General features: G+C 26.6%; 25 protein-coding genes. 3 read left to right on the forward strand and 22 right to left on the reverse strand.

Annotated features, from left to right (window positions below):
- Positions 1-72: 72 nt before the first annotated feature.
- Positions 73-1,326, reverse strand: coding sequence for a GntP family permease (locus I4U66_RS07550; protein ID WP_195928686.1), 1,254 nt, complete (start codon positions 1,324-1,326; stop codon positions 73-75).
- 188 nt (positions 1,327-1,514) lie between these two features.
- On the opposite strand from I4U66_RS07550, the gene I4U66_RS07555 reads away from it, so the two are divergent.
- The gene (locus I4U66_RS07555) at positions 1,515-2,060 is read left to right on the forward strand and encodes a helix-turn-helix domain-containing protein (RefSeq protein ID WP_195928687.1); all 546 of its coding nucleotides are present in this window, start codon (positions 1,515-1,517) and stop codon (positions 2,058-2,060) included.
- 20 nt (positions 2,061-2,080) lie between these two features.
- On the opposite strand, the gene I4U66_RS07560 is transcribed toward I4U66_RS07555, so the two are convergent.
- From I4U66_RS07560 to I4U66_RS07575, 4 genes are all read right to left on the reverse strand, one after another.
- Entirely contained in the window at positions 2,081-2,272 is a 192-nt protein-coding gene (locus I4U66_RS07560) for a hypothetical protein (RefSeq protein WP_195928688.1), read from the reverse strand.
- A gap of 63 nt (positions 2,273-2,335) precedes the next feature.
- Entirely contained in the window at positions 2,336-2,872 is a 537-nt protein-coding gene (locus I4U66_RS07565) for a biotin transporter BioY (RefSeq protein WP_195928689.1), read from the reverse strand.
- A gap of 172 nt (positions 2,873-3,044) precedes the next feature.
- Positions 3,045-4,475: an SH3 domain-containing protein gene (locus I4U66_RS07570; protein WP_166505709.1), complete on the reverse strand. Its 1,431-nt coding sequence runs from the start codon at positions 4,473-4,475 to the stop codon at positions 3,045-3,047.
- 327 nt (positions 4,476-4,802) lie between these two features.
- A complete protein-coding gene (locus I4U66_RS07575; protein WP_166505710.1) occupies positions 4,803-5,078 on the reverse strand; it encodes a hypothetical protein in 276 nt (91 codons plus the stop codon).
- Positions 5,079-5,308: 230 nt separating this feature from the next.
- On the opposite strand from I4U66_RS07575, the gene I4U66_RS07580 reads away from it, so the two are divergent.
- A complete protein-coding gene (locus I4U66_RS07580) occupies positions 5,309-6,070 on the forward strand; it encodes a lysophospholipid acyltransferase family protein (RefSeq protein WP_195581233.1) in 762 nt (253 codons plus the stop codon).
- Here I4U66_RS07580 and I4U66_RS07585 read toward each other — a convergent pair.
- The 12 genes from I4U66_RS07585 to recQ all read right to left on the reverse strand — a co-directional run bounded on the left by I4U66_RS07585 (position 6,067) and on the right by recQ (position 15,953).
- Positions 6,067-6,513, reverse strand: coding sequence for an MOSC domain-containing protein (locus I4U66_RS07585; RefSeq protein WP_092925014.1), 447 nt, complete (start codon positions 6,511-6,513; stop codon positions 6,067-6,069). The two genes, I4U66_RS07580 and I4U66_RS07585, sit on opposite strands and share 4 nt — an antisense overlap.
- A 15-nt stretch (positions 6,514-6,528) precedes the next feature.
- On the reverse strand, positions 6,529-6,996 hold the full coding sequence (gene moaC / locus I4U66_RS07590; protein WP_092925012.1) for a cyclic pyranopterin monophosphate synthase MoaC: 468 nt from the start codon (positions 6,994-6,996) through the stop codon (positions 6,529-6,531).
- A gap of 1 nt (position 6,997) precedes the next feature.
- Positions 6,998-7,951, reverse strand: coding sequence for a GTP 3',8-cyclase MoaA (moaA, locus tag I4U66_RS07595; RefSeq protein WP_195581234.1), 954 nt, complete (start codon positions 7,949-7,951; stop codon positions 6,998-7,000).
- A gap of 39 nt (positions 7,952-7,990) precedes the next feature.
- Positions 7,991-8,500 (reverse strand): MogA/MoaB family molybdenum cofactor biosynthesis protein, encoded by a 510-nt coding sequence (locus tag I4U66_RS07600; protein ID WP_195581235.1) that lies wholly within the window; start codon positions 8,498-8,500, stop codon positions 7,991-7,993.
- 20 nt (positions 8,501-8,520) lie between these two features.
- Positions 8,521-9,321: an XdhC family protein gene (locus I4U66_RS07605; RefSeq protein WP_195581237.1), complete on the reverse strand. Its 801-nt coding sequence runs from the start codon at positions 9,319-9,321 to the stop codon at positions 8,521-8,523.
- 26 nt (positions 9,322-9,347) lie between these two features.
- Positions 9,348-10,148, reverse strand: a complete 801-nt coding sequence (yqeB, locus tag I4U66_RS07610; protein ID WP_240275685.1) for a selenium-dependent molybdenum cofactor biosynthesis protein YqeB — start codon at positions 10,146-10,148, stop codon at positions 9,348-9,350.
- A gap of 204 nt (positions 10,149-10,352) precedes the next feature.
- The gene (locus tag I4U66_RS07615; protein ID WP_176698662.1) at positions 10,353-10,505 is read right to left on the reverse strand and encodes a hypothetical protein; all 153 of its coding nucleotides are present in this window, start codon (positions 10,503-10,505) and stop codon (positions 10,353-10,355) included.
- Positions 10,498-10,815, reverse strand: a complete 318-nt coding sequence (locus I4U66_RS07620; protein WP_092925002.1) for a heavy metal-binding domain-containing protein — start codon at positions 10,813-10,815, stop codon at positions 10,498-10,500. The genes I4U66_RS07615 and I4U66_RS07620 overlap by 8 nt, the downstream gene beginning before the upstream one ends.
- Before the next feature lie 131 nt (positions 10,816-10,946).
- The gene (locus I4U66_RS07625) at positions 10,947-11,441 is read right to left on the reverse strand and encodes a threonine/serine exporter family protein (protein WP_092925000.1); all 495 of its coding nucleotides are present in this window, start codon (positions 11,439-11,441) and stop codon (positions 10,947-10,949) included.
- Between the two features lies 1 nt (position 11,442).
- Positions 11,443-12,204 (reverse strand): threonine/serine ThrE exporter family protein, encoded by a 762-nt coding sequence (locus tag I4U66_RS07630; RefSeq protein WP_092924998.1) that lies wholly within the window; start codon positions 12,202-12,204, stop codon positions 11,443-11,445.
- 212 nt (positions 12,205-12,416) lie between these two features.
- Positions 12,417-13,265, reverse strand: coding sequence for a DegV family protein (locus tag I4U66_RS07635; RefSeq protein ID WP_092924996.1), 849 nt, complete (start codon positions 13,263-13,265; stop codon positions 12,417-12,419).
- Positions 13,266-13,493: 228 nt separating this feature from the next.
- A complete protein-coding gene (gene recQ, locus I4U66_RS07640) occupies positions 13,494-15,953 on the reverse strand; it encodes a DNA helicase RecQ (RefSeq protein WP_195928690.1) in 2,460 nt (819 codons plus the stop codon).
- Positions 15,954-16,208: 255 nt separating this feature from the next.
- Between recQ and I4U66_RS07645 the strand changes: the two genes are divergently transcribed.
- Positions 16,209-16,613 (forward strand): hypothetical protein, encoded by a 405-nt coding sequence (locus I4U66_RS07645; protein ID WP_243278799.1) that lies wholly within the window; start codon positions 16,209-16,211, stop codon positions 16,611-16,613.
- A 65-nt stretch (positions 16,614-16,678) separates the two neighbouring features.
- Here I4U66_RS07645 and I4U66_RS07650 read toward each other — a convergent pair whose 3' ends face one another.
- The 5 genes from I4U66_RS07650 to I4U66_RS07670 form a co-directional block, all read right to left on the reverse strand.
- Entirely contained in the window at positions 16,679-18,109 is a 1,431-nt protein-coding gene (locus I4U66_RS07650; protein ID WP_092924990.1) for an alanine/glycine:cation symporter family protein, read from the reverse strand.
- A gap of 448 nt (positions 18,110-18,557) precedes the next feature.
- Positions 18,558-19,451, reverse strand: coding sequence for an NAD(P)/FAD-dependent oxidoreductase (locus tag I4U66_RS07655; protein ID WP_166505718.1), 894 nt, complete (start codon positions 19,449-19,451; stop codon positions 18,558-18,560).
- Between the two features lie 17 nt (positions 19,452-19,468).
- Entirely contained in the window at positions 19,469-19,783 is a 315-nt protein-coding gene (trxA, locus tag I4U66_RS07660; RefSeq protein WP_092924986.1) for a thioredoxin, read from the reverse strand.
- 120 nt (positions 19,784-19,903) lie between these two features.
- On the reverse strand, positions 19,904-21,124 hold the full coding sequence (locus tag I4U66_RS07665) for a sensor histidine kinase (RefSeq protein ID WP_092924984.1): 1,221 nt from the start codon (positions 21,122-21,124) through the stop codon (positions 19,904-19,906).
- The gene (locus tag I4U66_RS07670; protein ID WP_195928691.1) at positions 21,114-21,785 is read right to left on the reverse strand and encodes a response regulator transcription factor; all 672 of its coding nucleotides are present in this window, start codon (positions 21,783-21,785) and stop codon (positions 21,114-21,116) included. The genes I4U66_RS07665 and I4U66_RS07670 overlap by 11 nt, the downstream gene beginning before the upstream one ends.
- Between the last annotated feature and the right edge of the window lie 50 nt (positions 21,786-21,835).

Below are 21,835 nucleotides of genomic sequence, written 5' to 3' on the forward strand. Positions count from 1 at the left end.
TATTATCATTTTTTAGATAAAAAAGGCGAATTTATATTCACCTTTTTTATTTAGACAATTTAATTAATATATTTATTTAAAAAACATAATATTTATTAAAGTCGATACTACTGTCATACTAAACCCTACCATAATCTCATAAGGAAGTAATGCAAATCTCTCTTTTATACCCATATTTACACTCTTTGCACTTGTATGAAATAATGATCCATGAGGTAACTGCTCAAAAGCACTAGAACCTGCATTTACAATGCTTGCTCCATTTAAAGCTGAAAATCCTGAACTTATTATAGCTTCTTTAAAAGTTGATGATGCTATAGTTGCTCCTGCTGTTGATGATGCCGTTGCTAAAGACATTAGCATCCCAGATATTGGTGCTAATAAAAATTGTGGTACGCTTAATACTTCAAGTACAGTTATTGTACTATTTTGAAGATTAGACATTTGTATAATACCTGCAAGTGTTCCTGTTCCTATTAATAATATACATACTCCTTGCATTTGGCTAACTCCATAGGCTAAATAGTTATTTAACTTTTTAATATTTCCTGTTGCAATTACACAAACTATTCCTCCTAAAGGTAGTGCTATTAATGGATCTATGGAAACACTAGATATATTACCTAGAAATAATAACCCTATAGATACTAAAGGCCCTATCAAAGATCTAAATAAAGTAGGCATTTCCTTTTTTTCTTGTAATATATCACTTTGTTCAAACTTGCTACCTTTATCTATAATCAACTTAGTTAATATTACAGTTATAAATATTCCACATATAGCAGGCACTATATTTGATGCCATTACATTTGATAAAGTTACATTGAAATTTTCTGATACTGCTAAAGTGTTTGGATTTGGTGATATTATATTTCCAGCCTTCCCTCCTCCAGCTAAAGCTAAAAGTATAGATATTTTAGAATAAGATAACTTATTTCCTATGTACATACCTATAGGTGCAACAGTTATAATAGCTACATCTAAGTTAACCCCAACTCCTGCTAAAACCATAGTTGATATAGCTATTCCTAAAATGGCTTTATCTGTTCCTAATAACTTAATTATTTCTTCAGATATCTTATTTACTGATCCTGTTTTTATCAAACATCCTGCTAATACTCCTGATGCTAAAACTCTTAATATAGATGGTGATATATCTTTTGCTCCATTTATCATATACTCTACAGTTTGTGATAAATGACAACCTCCAATCAATCCTCCAACTAAAGCTCCTAACATTAAACTATACACAGGTTGAAATTTCTTAATTATAAGAATTATAGCTGTAAAAAGTCCAAATATTGCCCCAAAAGTTGTTATCTGCATACAAATCCCCCTGTTAAATTATATTAAACTAATTAAATTTTATTTAATATAATTTTATGTTTTTACTACCATTTTGTCAACTATATATTAATTAATTAAATTCTATTTAACATTTATTAATATGCATTTTATGCTATAATAAATATATCGTTTAAGTTTTATAAAAATTTTAACTAAGGTGATTAATTATGAATGATTTAAATATTGGTATTAAAATCTGTGAAATAAGAAAAAAACAAGATTTAAGTATAAGAGACTTAGCTAAACTAGCAGGTGTTACACCATCTTTACTAAGCCAAATAGAAAGAGGTCTTGCTAATCCATCAGTTAATTCATTAAAATCTATAGCCTCTGCTTTAAATGTTCCACTATTTACTTTCTTTATGTCTGAAGTTGATAAAAGAAATTTAATAGTCAGAAAAGATAATAGAAAAAAAGTTATTCTTCCTGGAAATAATGATGTAGTCTATGAAGTATTATCTCCAGAAATTAATGATAATTTTGAATTTGCTATAATGAACCTATCTCCTAACACTAGCTCTTGTAGTAATTTTATAGAACATAAAGGATATGAGATAGCTTATATATTAAGTGGTGAAGCTAACCTATACATAGATGAAGATAAATTTACTTTATATGAAGGTGATAGCGTTAAAGTTCCTATTGGTTCTAGACATCGTTGGGAAAATATAACAAATAATGATACTAAAGTAATATTTGCCGTTATATTATAAAAAGAGCCTAATGGCTCTTTTTATCTATGTTTTAAATATATACTATATTCTTTTATTGTTTCATTTATATTTATAGTTATTAAATACTCGTTATAGTGTGCATTATAAGGCTGTTTATATTTTAAGTTTATTACAAATTCACTATCTTCTAATTCTAATAATTCACTATCTTTTAAAAATTTTCTTTCTATCAATTCCAAAACTCTTTCCAAATAAATCTCCCCCTATAAGTATTTACCACTTATATACCCATTAATATATTTTACTATCACTGTTTATATATTTTTAAAGTTTATCCTTTTTCTTATACATTTTCCAAGTATATACGCTAATCCTACTTTTATAAAATCTACAATTAAAAATGGTACTACACAAGTTAGTAGACCTTTAAAAAAACTTACTCCTGCTATTAAGCTAAATTGAAAAGTACCTATTATATAGCTTATAAAAAGTGCTATTAACATTGAAAGTAAAAGTAATATATTATTTTTATATTTTTCAAAAAAATATCCAACAATATATGAAACTATAGGAAATGATATTAAGAAACCTCCTGTAGGTCCAACTAATACACCTATTCCTCCACCCATTTGAGAAAATACAGGTATACCTATTAGTCCAAGGCTTAAATATATAATTTGAGATAAAAAACCTAACCTAGAACCAAGTAATATTCCACAAATCATAACAGAAAACATCTGCATAGTAAGTGGTACAGTTGTAAAAGGTATTGGTATTGATATTTGAGCAAGTATAGCTGTTATACTTGCAAATATAGAACATATAACTAATTCTTTAGTTGATAATTTCATATTTTTCTCCTTAGTATTTATACTATAAAAGGATTATACCAAAATTAACTACATTTTAGTACAATCCTTTAAAACTATATATTACTAACTTTTCTTTATTATATCTTTATTTAACTATTTTTATAACTTTAAATAAAAACACCATAGCAATTTTGCTATGGTGTTTTTTTTATTATAAAACTCTCTTAGCTCCTACGTGAGCATTTTTCCAGTAACTATTGTTTATACTAGTCTTTTGAACTACATCTCCTGGTTTTGGAGCATGTATCATTTGTCCATTACCTATATATATACCAACATGAGTTATTCTTCCACTTCCATCAGTACTAGAGAACATTAAGTCTCCTGGTTGTAAGTTATTCCAACTTACAGATCTACCTACACTATATTGAGCTGTTGAAACTCTAGGTAATGTTATTCCAACTTGCTTATATACATAGTAAGTTAATCCTGAACAGTCAAAGCTATTAGGTCCTTCTGCTCCCCATACATATGGCTTTCCTAGTTGTGCCATAGCTGTGCTTAATACCTTTTGTACTTTGCTTTGAGATGTTTGTCCATTGTCTGAACTACTATTACTTCCTGAACCTGTATTTGAGTTAGATAAGCTTATGTAGCTTGAACTTCCCCATCCTACTTTTCCATTTGATAATTTTACTTTATACCATCCATTTGAGCTTTCTAATATATCTACTCTATCACCTTGATAAGCTTTAGTTATTACGCCATAGCTAGTACTTGGGCCACTTCTTATATTTAAAGCTGCTGTTGTTATTGTTCCTTTTTTGCCTGTAACAGGTGTAGAAATTTCTCCACCATTATTTGCATTATTTCCTGAACCTGCACTTGAGTCAGATAAGCTTATATAGCTTCCACTTCCCCATCCTATTTTTCCATTTGATAATTTTACTTTGTACCATCCATTTGAACTTTTTTCTAATATTTCTACCTTATTTCCTTCGTATACCTTAGTTATTATACCATAGCTAGTACTTGGGCCACTTCTTATATTTAAAGCTGCTGTTGTTATTGTTCCTGTTTTTCCTGTAACAGGTGTAGAAGTTTCTCCACCGTTATTTGCATTATTTCCTGAACCTGCATTTGAATCAGATAGGCTTATGTATCCACCATGACCCCATCCTGATTTTCCATTTGAAAGTTGCACTTTATGCCATCCATTTGAGCTATCTAATATCTTTACTTTGTCTCCTTGATAAGCTTTAGTTACTATAGAGTGAGATGTAGATGCACCGCTTCTTATATTTAAAGCTGCAGTTGTTATTGTACCCATCTTTCCTGTAACTTGGTTTGAACTATTGTTACTGCTAGATCCAGATACACTTATATAGTTTCCACTTCCCCATCCTATTTTTCCATTTGATAGTTTTACTTTATGCCATCCATTTGAGCTTTCTAATATTTCAAGTTTATCTCCTTGATGAACTTTTGTTACTATTGAGTAACTTGTACTAGGTCCACTTCTTATATTTAATGTACTAACTGTTACAGTTCCTGTTTTTCCATCTGCAAACGCACCTGTAGTCCCCATAGCTAGTCCTACTGTAGTAGCACAAACTGCTACTGCCACTTTTCTATCTAACATTTTAAACCTCCCATTTTTATTTCTTATACAATATATAATTTAAAGTTTTTATTCTCAAAATAATTCTTATATATATTATATACTTTATTTGTAAATTTGTTATGAATTTTTTTACATTTTTTATATTTTTTTATATTTTTTTCATTATTTTTAGTAAAAATGGGTATAATATTGTTTGATTTTTAATTTTAATTAATTCTTTTTACTATTTCGTATATATCCTTGTCGAATTATAGTATCATTTCTAACTTTTTTATTTATTATATTTATCTTTTTATTGCTATATTATTTTTTATAAAAAAATAAAACACTAAGAAATTCTTAGTGTTAATCTAATATTATTTTTATAATATCTCCATTCTTTCTTTCTAGGTGTGCAACTTCACCACTTATATTTTCATCTAATGCTCTTGTAACTAAGCTTATAAGTTTTTTACCATCGACTATATCATCTAAATCATTAAAAAAGTCTAGTGCATTATTTTGTATCATTTTTTTTACAAAGTTTACGGGTAATTTTATATGAATTTTATCTCCATTATGAGATAAGACTTTTACTCTTAAAAGCTTTTCATCATATACTCTTTTTATACTTTTCCCCATATAAATACTCCTTAATACTATATTTTCTTAAAATTTTTAATTACATATTTCCAAAATTATGTTTATTAAAATCCTTTAAGGGAATATAATTTTTATGTAATATAAAAACTTATACTTAATCTATATTTTATACATACTTTTTTTATTACTAATTGAACATTTTTTTATTTTGAGTTTATAATAATTTTATGCTAAAATCTTTAATTATAATATTTAAGGAGATGAAAGTTTTGTTTAATTATATAAAATTTGCAATTTATCAGTTAATTGGCTTTCTAGGAACTTTACCTAAATTGCTTAAATATAAAAATAATCCTGATAAATATACATCAAATGAACAATTTGATGTATTAAAATCACATGCTCTAAAATCACTAAAGTTAGTTGATATAGATGTAAATATTTTAGGAAAAGAAAAAATCCCTAATGAGCCAGTTTTATTTGTTGTAAATCATTCTAGTATGTTAGATAGTTTTATACTAATTTCTAGTGTAGATAGACCTATTGGGTGTGTTATAGCAGATGAGCCTATTTGGAGAAATATTCCTATTTTAAAAGATTGGACTAAACTTATAAAATGTGTATACATAAATAGAAAAAATAATAGAGAAGGCATAAAAAGTATTATACAAGCATCTAATAATATAACCTTAGGACACAGTATGGCAGTATTCCCAGAGGGTGATTTAACTTGGGTAAAAGAACCTAATTCTTTAGTATCAACTTTTAGAAGTGGTGCTTTAAAAATAGCTTATAAGGCAAATTGTCCTATAGTTCCTTTAGTTATAAAAAACTCTCAAGGTATTTATGATGGCTATGAACCTATCGGTAAAATTCACTCAAAATCTATAGAGGTTGAATTTTTAGACCCTATATATAAACATATAGAAAATACTAAGTTAAAATCTAGTATATTAGCTGACCATATAAAAAATAAAATGGAATATAAAATGTTAGAGTTTAACTATAAAGAAAAAAAGAGTATGGCTTAAACCATACTCTCTTTTAATACTTTTACTTCATCACCTATATTTATAGTTCCTTCACTTATAACTTTTACAAATATACCTTCTCTAGGCATAACACAATCACCTGTAGTTCTTTTTATTTCACATCCTCCATGGCACTTTTTGCCTATTTGAGTTACTTCTACTTCACATTCACCTAGAGTTAATCTAGTTCCTACAGGAAGTTTGTATACATTTATTCCTTCTGTTGTTATATTTTCTGCAAAATCACCAAATTTTAAATGATCAAATCCTCTTTCTCTCATTTTATCTATACTTTCTTTAGCTAGTAAAGATATTTGTCTATGCCAATTTCCTGCATGTGCATCATTAACTATCCCATGATTTATTTTTAAAATAGCTTTATCTACAGGTACTTTTACTACACCTTTTTTTTCACTTATATTTATAGATACGATCTTAGCCATATTCCCCATCCTTTTTTAAAATTTAAAATTTCCAGACTTACCGCCACTTTTTTCTAGTAGATGTACATCCTTTATTACCATTTTTTTATCTATAGCTTTGCACATATCATATATTGTAAGTGCTGCTATTGTTACTGCACTTAAAGCTTCCATTTCAACACCAGTTTTTCCAACTGATTTACATGTTGCATATATATTTATTATATTCTCTTTTTCATCTATATTAAAATCTAAATCACAACCTACTAAATTTATCTGATGACACATAGGAATATTCATTGGTGTATTTTTAGCACCCATTATTCCTGCAACTTGTGCTACTGATAATACATCACCTTTTTTAACTTGTCCATTTAATATCTTATCTATTATTTCTTCACTTACTAATATGCTAGCTTTTGCAGTTGCAGTTCTTTTTGTATTTTCTTTATCTCCTACATCAACCATTTTTGCATATCCCTTTTCATTTATATGAGTTAGCATATTATCCTCCTATTTGATACATACTCCTTTTAGTATCACTAACTTTATTTTCATTTAAGTAGTGTCTTTCTGGCTTGTCTAATATTATCTCTTTTAATACTTCTCTAAAAATTAATGGCTTATTTAGGTAGTATTTTATATCATACTCTTCTTCTGAATGAAGACATAATTTAATAGTTCCATTTTGAGTTATTCTTATCCTATTACACTCACTACAAAACGAACATGACATAGGAGTTATTATTCCAACTCTTCCCATTGAATCTTCTAATTTGTAGTATTTAGCAGTAGAATTTTCACTACTTTCTATTTTATATAATCCATCTATTTGACTTATCACATCTTGTATATTAACATATCCATTTCTATATATTTTACTAGCCTCTCCTAAAGGCATAAGTTCAATAAATCTTACATCAATATTATTAAATTTTGTCATAAGTATAAAATCTGTTATTTCATTTTCATTAAATCCATTTATAAGTACACAATTTATTTTAACTTTCATTCCAAGTTCTAAGCATCTAGATATGGATTTTAATACTTCTTTTATATCTCCATTTCTAGTAATACTTTTATATTTATATTCTTTTAATGAATCTAGACTTATATTTACAGTTCTAAGACCACTTTCATATAATTCATATGCCATATCATAAAGACCTATTCCATTAGTAGTTATAGCTACATCTTTTATATTACATTCTTCATAAGTGTATCTTATAATTTCTGATAAACCTTCATATAATAAAGGTTCTCCTCCTGTAAATCTAATTTTTGTTATTCCTATTTGTGATAATCCATTTATAATAAATTTATAATCATCTAAACTAAGTGTATTTTCGTATTCATTAAAGCTTACATCATCTGGCATACAATAAACACATCTTAGATTGCATTTTTCAGTTAAAGAAATACGTGCATAATTTATATTTCTTCCATATTTATCAATCATAACTAGCTACCCTCTTTTTTGCCTATTTTATATAACTAATTATATACTATTTTTAGTTGTAGTGGCACATTCTGTTGCCTCACCTTTTAATATTTCTATTCCATGGGGTAATACATCTAATACAAACCCTAAATTTTCTATTGCACCTTTAGGGCTTCCTGGTAAGTTAATTATAATAGAATTGTTTCTTATACCACTTATTCCTCTACTAAGTATTGCTTTTTTAGTTATTTCACTAGATTTTAATCTCATATATTCACTTATACCTGGAATTTCCCTTTCTAAAACTTCTTTTGTAGCTTCTGGTGTTGTATCCCTTTTAGAAAAACCAGTTCCCCCATTAGTAACCACTAAATCAGCTATATTATTATCACAAATATTTATAAGTTCTTCTTTTAACATGCCCTTATCATCTTTTAACAGATTATAATGTACTACTTTGTATTCATTACTTTCTTCTATATACTCCTTTAGCTTTTTTCCCGTTATATCTTCTCTTTCTCCTATATATCCTTTATCACTAAGTGTTACTATAGCTACTTTAAACATATTTACCTCCCAATTTTATATTATTTAGTATGTTTTCTATGTGATAATTCCCCTTTATTTTTTACTAATAATAATTCAGCCATTATACCAAAGGCTATTTCTGAAACATCATTTGACGATATATTAAGACCTACAGGTGCATATACCTTATCTAATAATTCTTTTTCTACACCTTCTTTTAAAAGTTCTCCTTTTAATGTATTCCACTTTTTCTTACTTCCTATCATGCCTATATAAGAAGGATTTTTCTTTATTATTTCTCTTAATGCCTCTAAATCTTTTTCATATCCTCTAGTTGCAATTATTACGTATGTATTTTCATCTATATTTATATCATTTAATATATTATCTATATTTCCAGAATATACTTCATCTGCACTTTCAAATCTTTCTTTATTTGCAAATTCTACTCTATCATCTACTATTATTTTATAAAAGTCTAATGTATTTGCAATTTTATATATATTATAACCTATATGACCTCCTCCGACTATTAAAAGTCTTGGTCTTGGTTTAAATACTTTTATAAAGCCGCAAACCCTTCCACCACACTGCATAGGAGTATCTTTAGAATTTTCATCTAAAGCATGTTTAAATGCTCTATCAAACCCACTATCTAATGCTTTTTTACATTCAATTATCACTTCGTGTTCTAATATTCCTCCGCCTACAGTTCCTAGTATACTTTTATCGTTAAAGTACGCTAGTGTAGCACCTACTTTTCCTGGACTAGAACCTTTTACTTCCGTTATAGTTGCAAAAGCTACCTTATTTCCACCTTTCACTTCTTTACTTATTCTGTCTAATATCATCTCATCCATAATTACTTCTCCTATCTAGCTTTTGACTATTTATTATAAAATCTTACAACTTCCTCTAAAACACTTCCAGCTATACATCTAGCTTTATCTGATATTGTATAACAATTATTAACTTCTTCAATTCTTGGGTCTATATCTAGTATTTTTAATCCTTTTACTATATTAGACTTATTTCTTATAATTCCTCTTAAAACTCCATCTATATTTGCTTTTACATCAATTTTTTCATTATCTTTGTTTATTATATAAGCTAGTACTTCTCCTTTTTTTACTACACTTCCTATACTAGCTATATTTTCTATAATACCACTTTCTTTTGCATACCCGACTCTTTCTTTTCCTATACCATTTATAACTCCTGGTGTAGATGTATTTTTTAGAGCATATCCACTATTTATGATTTTTCCTAAATTATGACCCCTCATAGTTTCAATTACTATATCTACATCTTTACCCGCACAAAATCCTGGACCTAATGCAATAGTAAGCTTAGCCATATCTTTATTTGTCCCTAAATTTTTTTTAGCTAGAATACAATCTATTACTATATCCGGTTTTAAATATTTTATATACTCTCCTTTTTCATCAACAACTAAAGCTACATTCTTATCTTTTATAGCTTTTTTTATCTCCTCTATATTATTACAAAGCTTTGCACAAACACCTTCAACACTAAATTCTCCTTCATAAACAGCTTCACTAAAACTTACATTTCGCCTTATTGCCAATGGTTTTTCAACTTCCAAACAAACCACATCAAACCCACATCTATTTAATCTATGTATTACTCCACTGGCTAAATCTCCTGCACCTCTTACTACTATCATATTTCGACCACCCTTCCAAACATTTATCAATATAAATATTTTTATTAATAGTATTATACAATACATTTATATTTTTTAATACATTATAATTCGTAAATATTTTATATAATAATGTTTATTAAAAGCTTTAATTTTTATATAAAATAAACTTTTATACAATAAAAAAGTATAGCTACACCTATTAGTATAGCTATACTTTCTAGTTTAATATTTATCATACTTATCAAAATCTTCATTTTTCTTTTCTTTTTTTCTTTCTATTATTTTAACTATAATAAGTACTATACTTCCAACTATAATAACAAAAGGTGTTCCTATAGCAAGTATTAAAGCTATTATGAGCCCTATATTACTCATCAATAACAACTCCAGTACCATATGCTAACATTTCAGCAGCTCCTTGCATAACTGCTGCTGATGTTAATCTAAACCCAATTATCGCATTAGCACCTTGTGCTTTAGCATCTTCTACCATTCTAGCTATTGCTATTTTTCTAGCTTCTGCTAACATCTCATCGTATCCTGTAAGTTCTCCACCAACTAATTGCTTAAAACTTGCACCTATATCTTTTCCTATATGCTTTGCTCTAATTGTACTTCCTTTTACTAATCCCTTAACTTCTATAATATTCTTACCTGGTATACACTCTGTAGTTAATATTAACATATATATCCTCCATCTTATTTTATACTAAAATATTTTCCTATTACTAATGAGTATATATTATTCACCTATTTTATTCTATAAACTTTACTATTTTAATATAAAAAAATACCGATAAAAATTATCGGTATTCTTTAAACTATTTCTAAATTATTTTCCCCTGATTTTATACTAGAGTTATTTTTGTTTTTAGTACTTTTTCCTATAAACTTTCCTAGCTTTATATTTCTAAATATAGTAGATACAAATATTATACCTAATGCTAATGCACCAGATATTGCTAATGTATTTACTCCATATTCTATAGCTTTCATATAATCTCCTACTATAAACTGATACATTGTATTATATACTCCATATCCTGGAACCAAAGGAATAAGGCAACATACACTTAATGTTGTAGCTGGTGTTTTATATATTCTTGCACATATTTCGCAGTATATACTAAAGCATATAGCAGATATAAAATATGATATTACATCTGATCCTATACAATGTAGAGAAAATTTGTATGAAAACCAAGCTATGCCTCCACCTATTCCTGCTACTATTAGTCGCTTTCCTTTTATATTAAATATAATTCCAAATCCTATTCCTATAAAAAAAGATGCTATTGATTCTATAATCATACTACATCCCTCCCATCTGAAGATACATACTTATTACAAATCCTGTGCCAACTGCAATAGATACACCTATTAATAAAGCTTCTGCGACCTTAGTAAGCCCTGATATTAATTCTCCTTGCATAATATCTCTTATAGAATTTGTAAGTGCAAGGCCTGGAACTAAAAGCATTATACTTCCAGCTATTATTTTATCTATCTCATGTATAAAACCAATGTCATACATTAATACAGAAAATATAGCTACTACTCCTCCACATAAACTATTTATAAAAAATTCATTTAATGATGATTTGCTTAATTTGTTATATATATATTTTATTATTATACCAATTATAAAAGATCCTAAAATAGCATTAAAATTACCACCAAACAATAATGTAAACATAGCTGTTGATATACCTGAAAATAATAATACTATATTATCCTTATACATATCATCCTTACATATTTTTTCTAGTTCTAGTTCACATTCATCTATGCTTAACTTATCATGATATATCTTTCTCGAAAGAGAATTTATATTATGAACTCTATTTAAATTTACACCTCTTGAGTTAATCCTTTTAACTACTGAATATATCTTACCATTAAGAAATATAGAAACCATTACCGCTGTAGGTGTTGCAAATACTTCTACTTCATCTACATCAAAAGACTGACAAATCCTTGATATAGTTTCCTCTACTCTATACGTTTCTCCTCCACTTTGAAGCATAAGTCTTCCTGCATTGGATGAAAAATCTAAAATTCTATCAATGTTCATAATACACCCCCCTTAAATTCACACAGATTCCATTATAACATAATATTTATTTTTTATATTATGTTTTTGTATATTTATAATAATTAAAATTTTAGATAAATTTAGAATTTTTAAATGTAAATACTAAAGCAATATACGTTAATTTATGTTTTTAAATAAAAAAATAAACTATAAAAATTAAATTATATAACTTTTATAGTTTATCTTCATTATTATATATCACAACATGCAATTCCAAGCACTCCAGGTCCTGTATGTGCACATATGCAGCTTCCTATATTTACAACAACAATGTCTTTTACATTTAAATTTTCACATAAATTATTTTTTAATATTTTTAAATCTCCTTCATTATCTCCATAACCAATTATTATAGTCTTATTAGTTAAATCTTCACCTTGTTGTTCTTTTATAATTTCTACTATATTGTTTATTACTTGTTTTTTACCTCTCGCTTGTGAAAAATGTTTAACTAATCCTTCATCTAAGCGAAGTATTGGCTTTATATTTAACATATTTCCTATTGTAGCCTTAGCTAAAGACATTCTACCACCCTTTTGCAAATACTCTAGCGTTTCTACTGTAAATAAAACAGATAAGTTATTTTTTAAATTTGTCAGATGTTTTATTATCTCTTCTATACTTTTGCCTTCTTTAGCTAACTTAGCTGCACTAAGTACTAAGCATGTACTTCCTATAGATAATGATAATGTATCAAATGTGTGTATATTTTTGTTTTCTATATCATTTTTAGCCATAACAGCACTTTGATATGTACCAGATGCGTTAGATGATCCTCCTATATACAAAATCTCTTCATATTTATCTATGTATTTTTCAAATGCATTTTTAAATGACATATACGTAACTTGAGATGTTTTTGGTAAACTTTCATTTTCCCTTAGCATTTTATAAAATTCATCTTCAGTTAGATCTACTCCATCTATATATTCTCTACCATTAAAAATTATGCTAAGTGGTACTACTTCTATATCATATTTATCAATAAATTCTTTAGGTATATCCGATAAGCTATCACATATTATTTTTATATTATTCATTTTTCCTCCAACTTTTTAACTCTTCTTTTATATCTAAGTTATTACTTTAAGTTTTAATACCAGGTATTAATATCTTAGCATAATAATATTTTTATTTCAATATTTTAAAGTTAATTTTTTACATATTTTAGATTATTTCCAAAATATTCATTAAGTTACATAAAATTTAATTTAACATAAAAAATAGCTTGATACTTTTTAGCATCAAGCTATTTTTTATTCAATATTTTATATATATTTTTCAAGTATTACAGCTCTGATATTTTCATACTTTATATAATCTGGTAGTAACTTTTTTATTACACTTATCTTATCTTCAGAAAACCTTTCACATGCATCTAATATCATTGCTTTATCTTTTTGTTCATACATACTCTCTAAATCTATATTAAAGTTTATGCAATTTCCTTCTTTTATATAATCATATATATATCCTAAAACTGTAGAAAGAGATGTTTCTATTTCTTCACATACATATTTTATATCATTCCCTTGATTCAATAAATCTAGGGCTATTTCATTATTTTTTCTATTTTCTCCATCTATTATAAGCTTAAGTCTTTTTTTATCTTCCCACTCTGGTCTTATATTTTTTTCATTTATATATGAATTTACTACATCTAATATACTTTCACCGTATCTATTTATTTTAACTGGACCCATACCACCTATATCTTTTAATTGTTCTTTAGTAGTTGGATACCTCCCACTTATTTCTTTTAAAGAATTTTTGCTAATTACCATATAAGGTATAGTCTTTTCCTTTTTTGCTATATCTTTTCTTAAATCATCTAAAATATTATATAGATCTTTATCTGTAGTAACTTCAAAATATTCATCTTTAATTTTTGTGTTGTCTTTTTTATTTGTATTATTATCTAATACTTTTTGTTTATCAATATTGTTTCTATTTATATAGGATTCTATTACATCTTTAAATCTAGAACCATACTTTTCATACTTTACTTCGCCTATACCAGATACACTAAGCATTTCTTCTTTTGATGTAGCATAAATACTTGCCATACCTTTAAGAGTTGCATCTCCAAATACCATATATGGAGCTATAGATTCTTCTCTTGCTATATTACTTCTTAAGCTTACTAATTCTTCGTATAATTCATTTTCTACATACTTAGACTTACTTGCTTTAGCTTCTTTTAATTCAACTTTTATTTCCTTTTTTATAACTCTCATTGATTGTTCATTTAATTTTATAGTTGGAAATGTTCCTCTATGTCCTAAATTTTCTACTATATCTAAAAATCCATGTGATACTAATGTATTTATAAAGTTTTTTAAATCTTCACTAGAGTACTTTTTCATAAGACCATAAGTTGATAATTTATCAAATTCTAATTCTAATACTTTTTTATTTTTAGAACCCCTAAGAACATCGACTATCATGGTTATTCCATAGCTTCTTTTCATTCTAGCAATACAAGATATTACCATCATAGCATCTAGTGTCTTATCTACTACCTCTCCATCATTTAAACAGTTGCTACAGTTATTGCATTCATCTTCCATAGTTTCTCCAAAATAATCTAGTATACATTTTCTATAGCAATCACTAGTATATATTAAATCTACCATTTGCTGAAGTTTAGTATATTTAGCTATCTTTCTTTGAGGATTTTCTATGGACGCTTCCACTAAATATTTTTGCGTATGAATATCTTGTGGAGCAAATAATAATATACACTCACTTTCTTCGCCATCTCTTCCTGCTCTACCTATTTCTTGATAGTAGTTTTCTATACTTTGTGGCATATTATAATGAATTACCCATCTTATATTTGGTTTATCTATTCCCATACCAAAAGCATTTGTTGCTACCATTATCTTAATATCATCATTTATAAACTTTTCTTGATTTTCTTTTCTTATTTCATTACTAAGACCTGCATGATATTTAGATACTAAATAACCTCTTTTTAAAAGTCCATCATGTATATTTTCTACTTCTTTTCTAGTTGATGCATATATTATCCCACATTCATTTTCATGATTTTTAACATAATCTAATAAGTATTTATTTTTAGCAGGGGATTTAATTATATTTATAGATAAATTTTCTCTATCAAACCCTGATATAAATACTTTTGGATTATTTAAATTAAGTACTTCTACTATATCTTTTCTAACTTCATCACTTGCTGTAGCTGTAAAAGCCGTTACTATTGGTCTATTTCTTAAGTTATTTATAAAATATGGTATTTTTTTATAACTTACTCTAAAATCATGTCCCCATTGTGATACACAGTGTGCCTCATCTATTGCAACTTGACATACAACTTTATCATATATTACTGTTAAAAAATCAGAACTATCTAACCTTTCTGGTGCTACATATAATATTTTGCATTTATCATTTTTTATATTGTTAAGTACTTTTTCATATTCACTATTTGAAAGAGAACTATTTATGTACTCAGCTTCTATTCCCATAACCTTTAGTGTATCTACTTGGTCTTTCATAAGTGATATAAGAGGAGATACAACTATAGTTATTCCCTCTAGTACCATGGCAGGTATTTGATAACATATGGATTTACCTCCTCCTGTTGGCATTATAGCAAGAACATCGTTATTATTAATTATAGAATTTATAATATCTTCTTGCCCTTTTCTAAAGTTTGTATATCCATAATACCTATTTAATATATCTAACGGTGTAATATTCATTTATAACCCTCCTAACTGCATAATATATCCTTTGGAGTATTTAGATCTTAATTAATTTTAATTCTATTAATTTACTTTATCTTACCACAAGATTTTAATTTTAACTATTTAGTAACTACAAAATTTATATATTTAATATCTATATATAATTTAACTTCATTATAGAAAAAGCTTATATTATGTATTTAAAATTTTCAATATTCATATTATTAAGTAGTAATAATATATTAAATTCTCTTAATACTGGAGGAATTTATGTTAAAAGAAACCGAATATCTTTCTAAAGAAAAATATAATCTACTAAAAAAATATAACCTTCAATTAAATGATGATTTATATTGGGAATCAAACCATAAGAAATACCCTAAAGTTAAATATTTTTCCAATAAGTTTGCTAAAAATCACTCAACTCTAGCTTTATTATTTTATATACACAAGTTATGTTATGCTAAAATAAAGTATTTTGAAAAAAATTTCAATAAATATATACCTTATAAATATGACTACAAAAAAGGATTTATAGAGTGTGAGCTATTTGATATGGAGTTTATGTTGCATATTCCTAGTAATGTAATTATTGATATTAGAAACTTACAAGAAATTAAAAATATAGATGAGTTTCATGATTTTTGTAGATACCTAGAAAGCTATGAATTCTAATTAAAATTAATGATTTTAACTAAAAAAGTGCCTCTTAATTAAAAGGCACTTAAATTTATTCAATATTACATACTCTTTGTTTTTCTTATTTCAGTATTGTTCCAACACTGAACATTTTCAAGTCCTTTTATATTTGATGCATCAAATACTGGACTTTTAATTCCATTTTTCTTTTGATTAGTATAATCTTCAAGTGCTATAAAAGCATATTTTCCTAAAAGAGCTATTGCTATTAAGTTTATTATAGCCATAAGGGCCATAAATACATCTGCTAAATTCCAAACTACATCTACTTGAACTACTGAACCAAATAAAACCATACATACAACTAACACTCTAAATATATTTAAAACAGTTTTATTGCTATTCATAAACTCTATATTTGATTCTCCATAGTAATAGTTACCTACTATTGAACTAAAAGCAAATAAGAATATACATAAAGCTATAAATATATGTGCAAAACTTCCTATATGAGAAGATAGTGCTGCTTGAGTTAACTCTATTCCACTTAATCCACTAGTTGAGTATCCTGGATATAAAAGTACTATAAATGCTGTACATGTACAAATTAAGATAGTATCTGTAAATACTCCAAGTGTTTGTATTAATCCTTGTTTAACAGGATGTGATGTATCTGCAGTTGCTGCTGCATTTGGTGCACTACCCATACCAGCTTCATTTGAGAATAGTCCTCTTTTTACTCCAGTAAGTATTATTCCTGCTGTCGTACCTACTGACATTTCTCTAAAATTAAAGGCATTTTCAACTATAAGCTTAAGTACATTTGGTATTTCACCTATATTTATTACAACTACAAATAACGCTACTAATATATAAAGTCCTGCAAATATTGGAACTATTATCTCAGATACTTTAGCTATTCTATGAACTCCTCCAAATATAACTATTGCTGTAAGTATTGTAATTATTATCCCTATAGTTAATCTATCAATTCCAAATGCTGAATTAAATGCAAGTGAAACTGTATTAGCTTGAACAGCATTAAATACAAATCCAAAACATATAGTTATTAGAATAGAGAATAATATTCCCATCCATTTTTTGTTTAGCCCTTGTTCTATATAATAAGCAGGTCCACCTCTAAATCCATCTTTGTCTTTTATCTTAAATATCTGTGCTAATGTACTTTCAACAAAACTTGATGCAGAACCTATTAATGCTGTTATCCACATCCAAAATATAGCACCAGGTCCTCCAACTACAACAGCCATAGCAATCCCTGCAATGTTACCTGTTCCAACTCTAGATGAAGTACTTATACAAAATGCTTGAAACGACGATACCTGTCCTTCTTTTTTATTTTCCTTAGATGCACCTTCTCCTAAAAGCTTAAACATTTCTTTAAAATATCTAAATTGTACAAACTTAGTCTTAACACTAAAGTAAATTCCAAGTGTTACTAACATAGCTATTAATATATATGTCCATATAAAATCGTTAATGCTTAATATTAAGCTATTTAAATTTTCCAATTTCAATCCCTCCTAAATTAATTATAAATACTTTTATATAATTGCCCTTTTTAAAAATATTATTATATATTTCAAAAATTACTGGCTAATAAATATTTTTGAATTAATATTTCTTTTTTATTCATTATAACTATATTTTCAATACTTTTCAAGTCATTTTTTGCATAATTAATTTTTCCATTTGCAAATTTCTAATTTTACAATAAATTCAATTTAACTTAAACCATTGATTTTAGTTATTTTACTAACTTTTCTAAGTGTCTTTTAATTTTATTTTATTATGTTAATTTATTTTATAGGTAAGTTATTAATATAATTATTAACTTATCTCTTTATTAATATTAGCTTGTATCATATCTACATTTATTGTAAAAGTATTTTTTATAACAGATGTATTGAAATATGGCATAAAAAAAGCACTTAGATTTTAATCTAAGTGCTTTTTTTATTAATTATTCTTTTTTTGTTCTATTTTTAATTTATCTAAATAAGCTACTGCATTTAATGCTGCTATTTGACCTTGACCAGCTGACTTTATATAAGAATATGGTTTACCAACACAGTCTCCTGCTGCAAAGCATCCATTTATACTTGTGTTCATATTAATATCAACCTTAATATGTGGTCCTTCTGTCTCTATTCCTGGCACTAATGATTTAGGCGAAGCACTATCTTTTATTACAAATACTCCATCTACGTCTATTTCTTGTTGTTTTAATTCTACTTTATTTACTAAATTTTCTCCATGGATTTGAACAGGTCTATCATTTATAACTTCTATAGAACTATCTAAACCATCTGAAGATCTCATAAGACCTTCTCTTTTATACATAGGTATAAAGTAAGTCTTTGATGCTATTTCACTTAAGAAGTTAGCTTCTTCTTCAGACTCTTTATTATAACCTATTATAGCTACTTTTTTATCTCTATATAAAGGAGCATCACATGTTGCACAATACCCTACACCTTTACCTAGAAATTCTTCTTCACCTTTTATTGGCTTACCATACTCTACACCTGTTGCAAGTATAACTGTAGTAGCTTCAAACATTTCATCCCCTGACATTAAAGCAAAGTAATCTCCCATAGCATATACGTTATTTATTTTTTTATCTACTATTTCAATATCCATGCTTTCTATATGTGCTTTAAATTTATCTCTTAAATCTTCTCCACTTATATCATAAAATCCTAGATAATTCTCTATTGATGGAGCTTTTACTAATTTATTACTTAAATTATCATTTCCAAATACTATTATATTTTTATTTCTTATTTTTGCATTTATTGCAGCAGAAAGTCCTGCTGGTCCACTTCCAATTATTGCCATATCATATCTCATATTAACCACCTATCATTTTATAAATGTGACTTAACTTTTGATTTAATTGCTTCTTTTGGCATAAATCCTACTAATGATTCTACTGGTTTTCCATCTTTAAATATCATCATTGTTGGTACAGTAGATATATTAAATTTTTGAGCTATTTCTAAGCTTTGATCTATATCAACTTTTATAAATTTTGCATCATCCATTTCATTTCCTAATGATTCAAATACTGGTGCTAACATTTTACAAGGTCCACACCAAGTTGCAAAGAAATCTACTACAACTACCCCTTTACTTTCTTCTACTTCCCCTTTAAATTGTGATGTTTTTATTATTTTAGCCATTTTCTTACCTCCTAAATACTCTCTTATCTATAATATGAATTATATTACAATATAGTTATTATTTGTAACATTAATTTATATTATTTATATACCCCCTATATATATCACTAAACAATTTGTTTATCTAGGGATCGTTAGTTTAAAATATGTATACTCATTTTCTTTAGAATCTACAGTTATTGTTATACCAAGATTTATAGCAATCATTTTTGCAATAGATAATCCTATTCCTGAGCCATCTATATCTTTATGTCTTATACTATTGCTTCTAAAAAATCTGTCAAATATATAATCGATATCTTCTTTTTTTATACCCATTCCAGTATCTTTTATATATATTATAATATCGTTATTTTGTTCATAAGCACTTATTGATATACTATCCCCACTTTTTGTGTATTTAAAAGAGTTATCTATAAATATTAATAATAACTGTCTTAACTTATTTTTATCTGTAAATATTTTTTTATTCTTTAATTTAATATTAGTATGAAATTCTTTTTCTTGAATCTCTGCTATATCTGCATAATTTTTACTTATCTCATCTATCATTATATTTATATCTACATTTTCTTTTATAATATCATTAGTACTATCTTCTTTACTTAATGATAATAAATCACTTATCATCTTCTTTATTCTTCTTGTTTCTTTCATAGCATCAGCTATAGATTCAACTTCATCAGATATAGTACTATCTGGATGCTTTAATAAGCTTTCTAACTTTGAAGATACTATGGCTATTGGAGTTCTAAGCTCATGAGATGCATCCTGAACAAATTTAGCTTGATTATTCCAAGCAGTTTCTATTGGTATTAGTGCTTTTTTAGTTAAATAAAGTGCTACAAAATATGTTATTATTACAGCTACTAATACTCCTATTATAAATACAAATATAAGTTGTTTTAACGAGTTTCTTTCCGAATCTATATTTCTTATTATTTGTATTTTATATTTACCAATATCAATGTTTAATTCTCTAAAAGTATATCCATTTTCAGTGTACGTAAAGAAAGTATCATTCTTATTATTTTTAGGTCTTGGTAATAGTTCATTAAAATAGCCATTTTCTGTGTAATATCTTATTCTATTTCCTTCATAAACATAGACCATATTACTTGGGTCTTTTAACACTATTGGATAAAATATAGATCTATTATTAAGTTGCATAGTTATATTTTCTAATTCAGCTTTAAGATTTTTGTCTATATTGCTATATGTAAGTCCTTTAAAGTAAGAATATATAAATATAGAAAATATTATAAGAAATGCTACTACTACAGCTATATTTATTTTTATTAAACGATTTTTAGTTTTACTAAATACATTTTTATTTATCATCAAATATATAACCTACTTTTCTTTTAGTTTTTATATAGTTATCATATCCGTACTTGCTAAGCTTCTTTCTTAAATTGCTAACATAAACTTCAACTATTTCTATAGTAGCATCTGAATCTATTCCCCAAATTCTATCATATATTTGTTCCTTTAAAAGTATTGTTCCTTTATTTATTATAAAATACTCAAGTAAATTAAACTGCTTATTTTGAAGATTTAAATCTTCACCATTTATAGATGCAGTTTTATTATTTGTATCTAAATATAAATCTTTAAATACAATTTTATTATTAGATTTTATTTTTCCATTAGTCCTTAACATTGCATATACTCTTGCTACTAATTCTTCCATATAAAATGGCTTTGTTAGATAATCATTTGCTCCTATCTCAAATGCTGATACCTTATCATTTAAACTTTCTTTAGCAGTTAAAATAAGTACTAATGTATCTATTCCATCTTTTCTTATAGACTTTAATATATCTAATCCTGATATATCAGGTAACATTAAGTCTAGTATAATTAAATCATATATATTTTGTTTAATATTGTATATGGCTTCTTCTCCAAAACTACATGAATCTACTTCAAAATGATTTTTTAGTTCCTCCTCTAGACTTTCTAAAAGTTTAGAATTATCCTCAACAATTAAAACCTTCATGCCAATCTCCTTAATTTTAATCTAAGTTTATTACTATTAATTTCCTATAT

Source organism: Romboutsia sp. D33t1_170424_H2 (assembly GCF_015669105.1).
In the GTDB taxonomy this organism is placed as follows: Bacteria; Bacillota; Clostridia; order Peptostreptococcales; family Peptostreptococcaceae; genus Romboutsia_C; species Romboutsia_C hominis.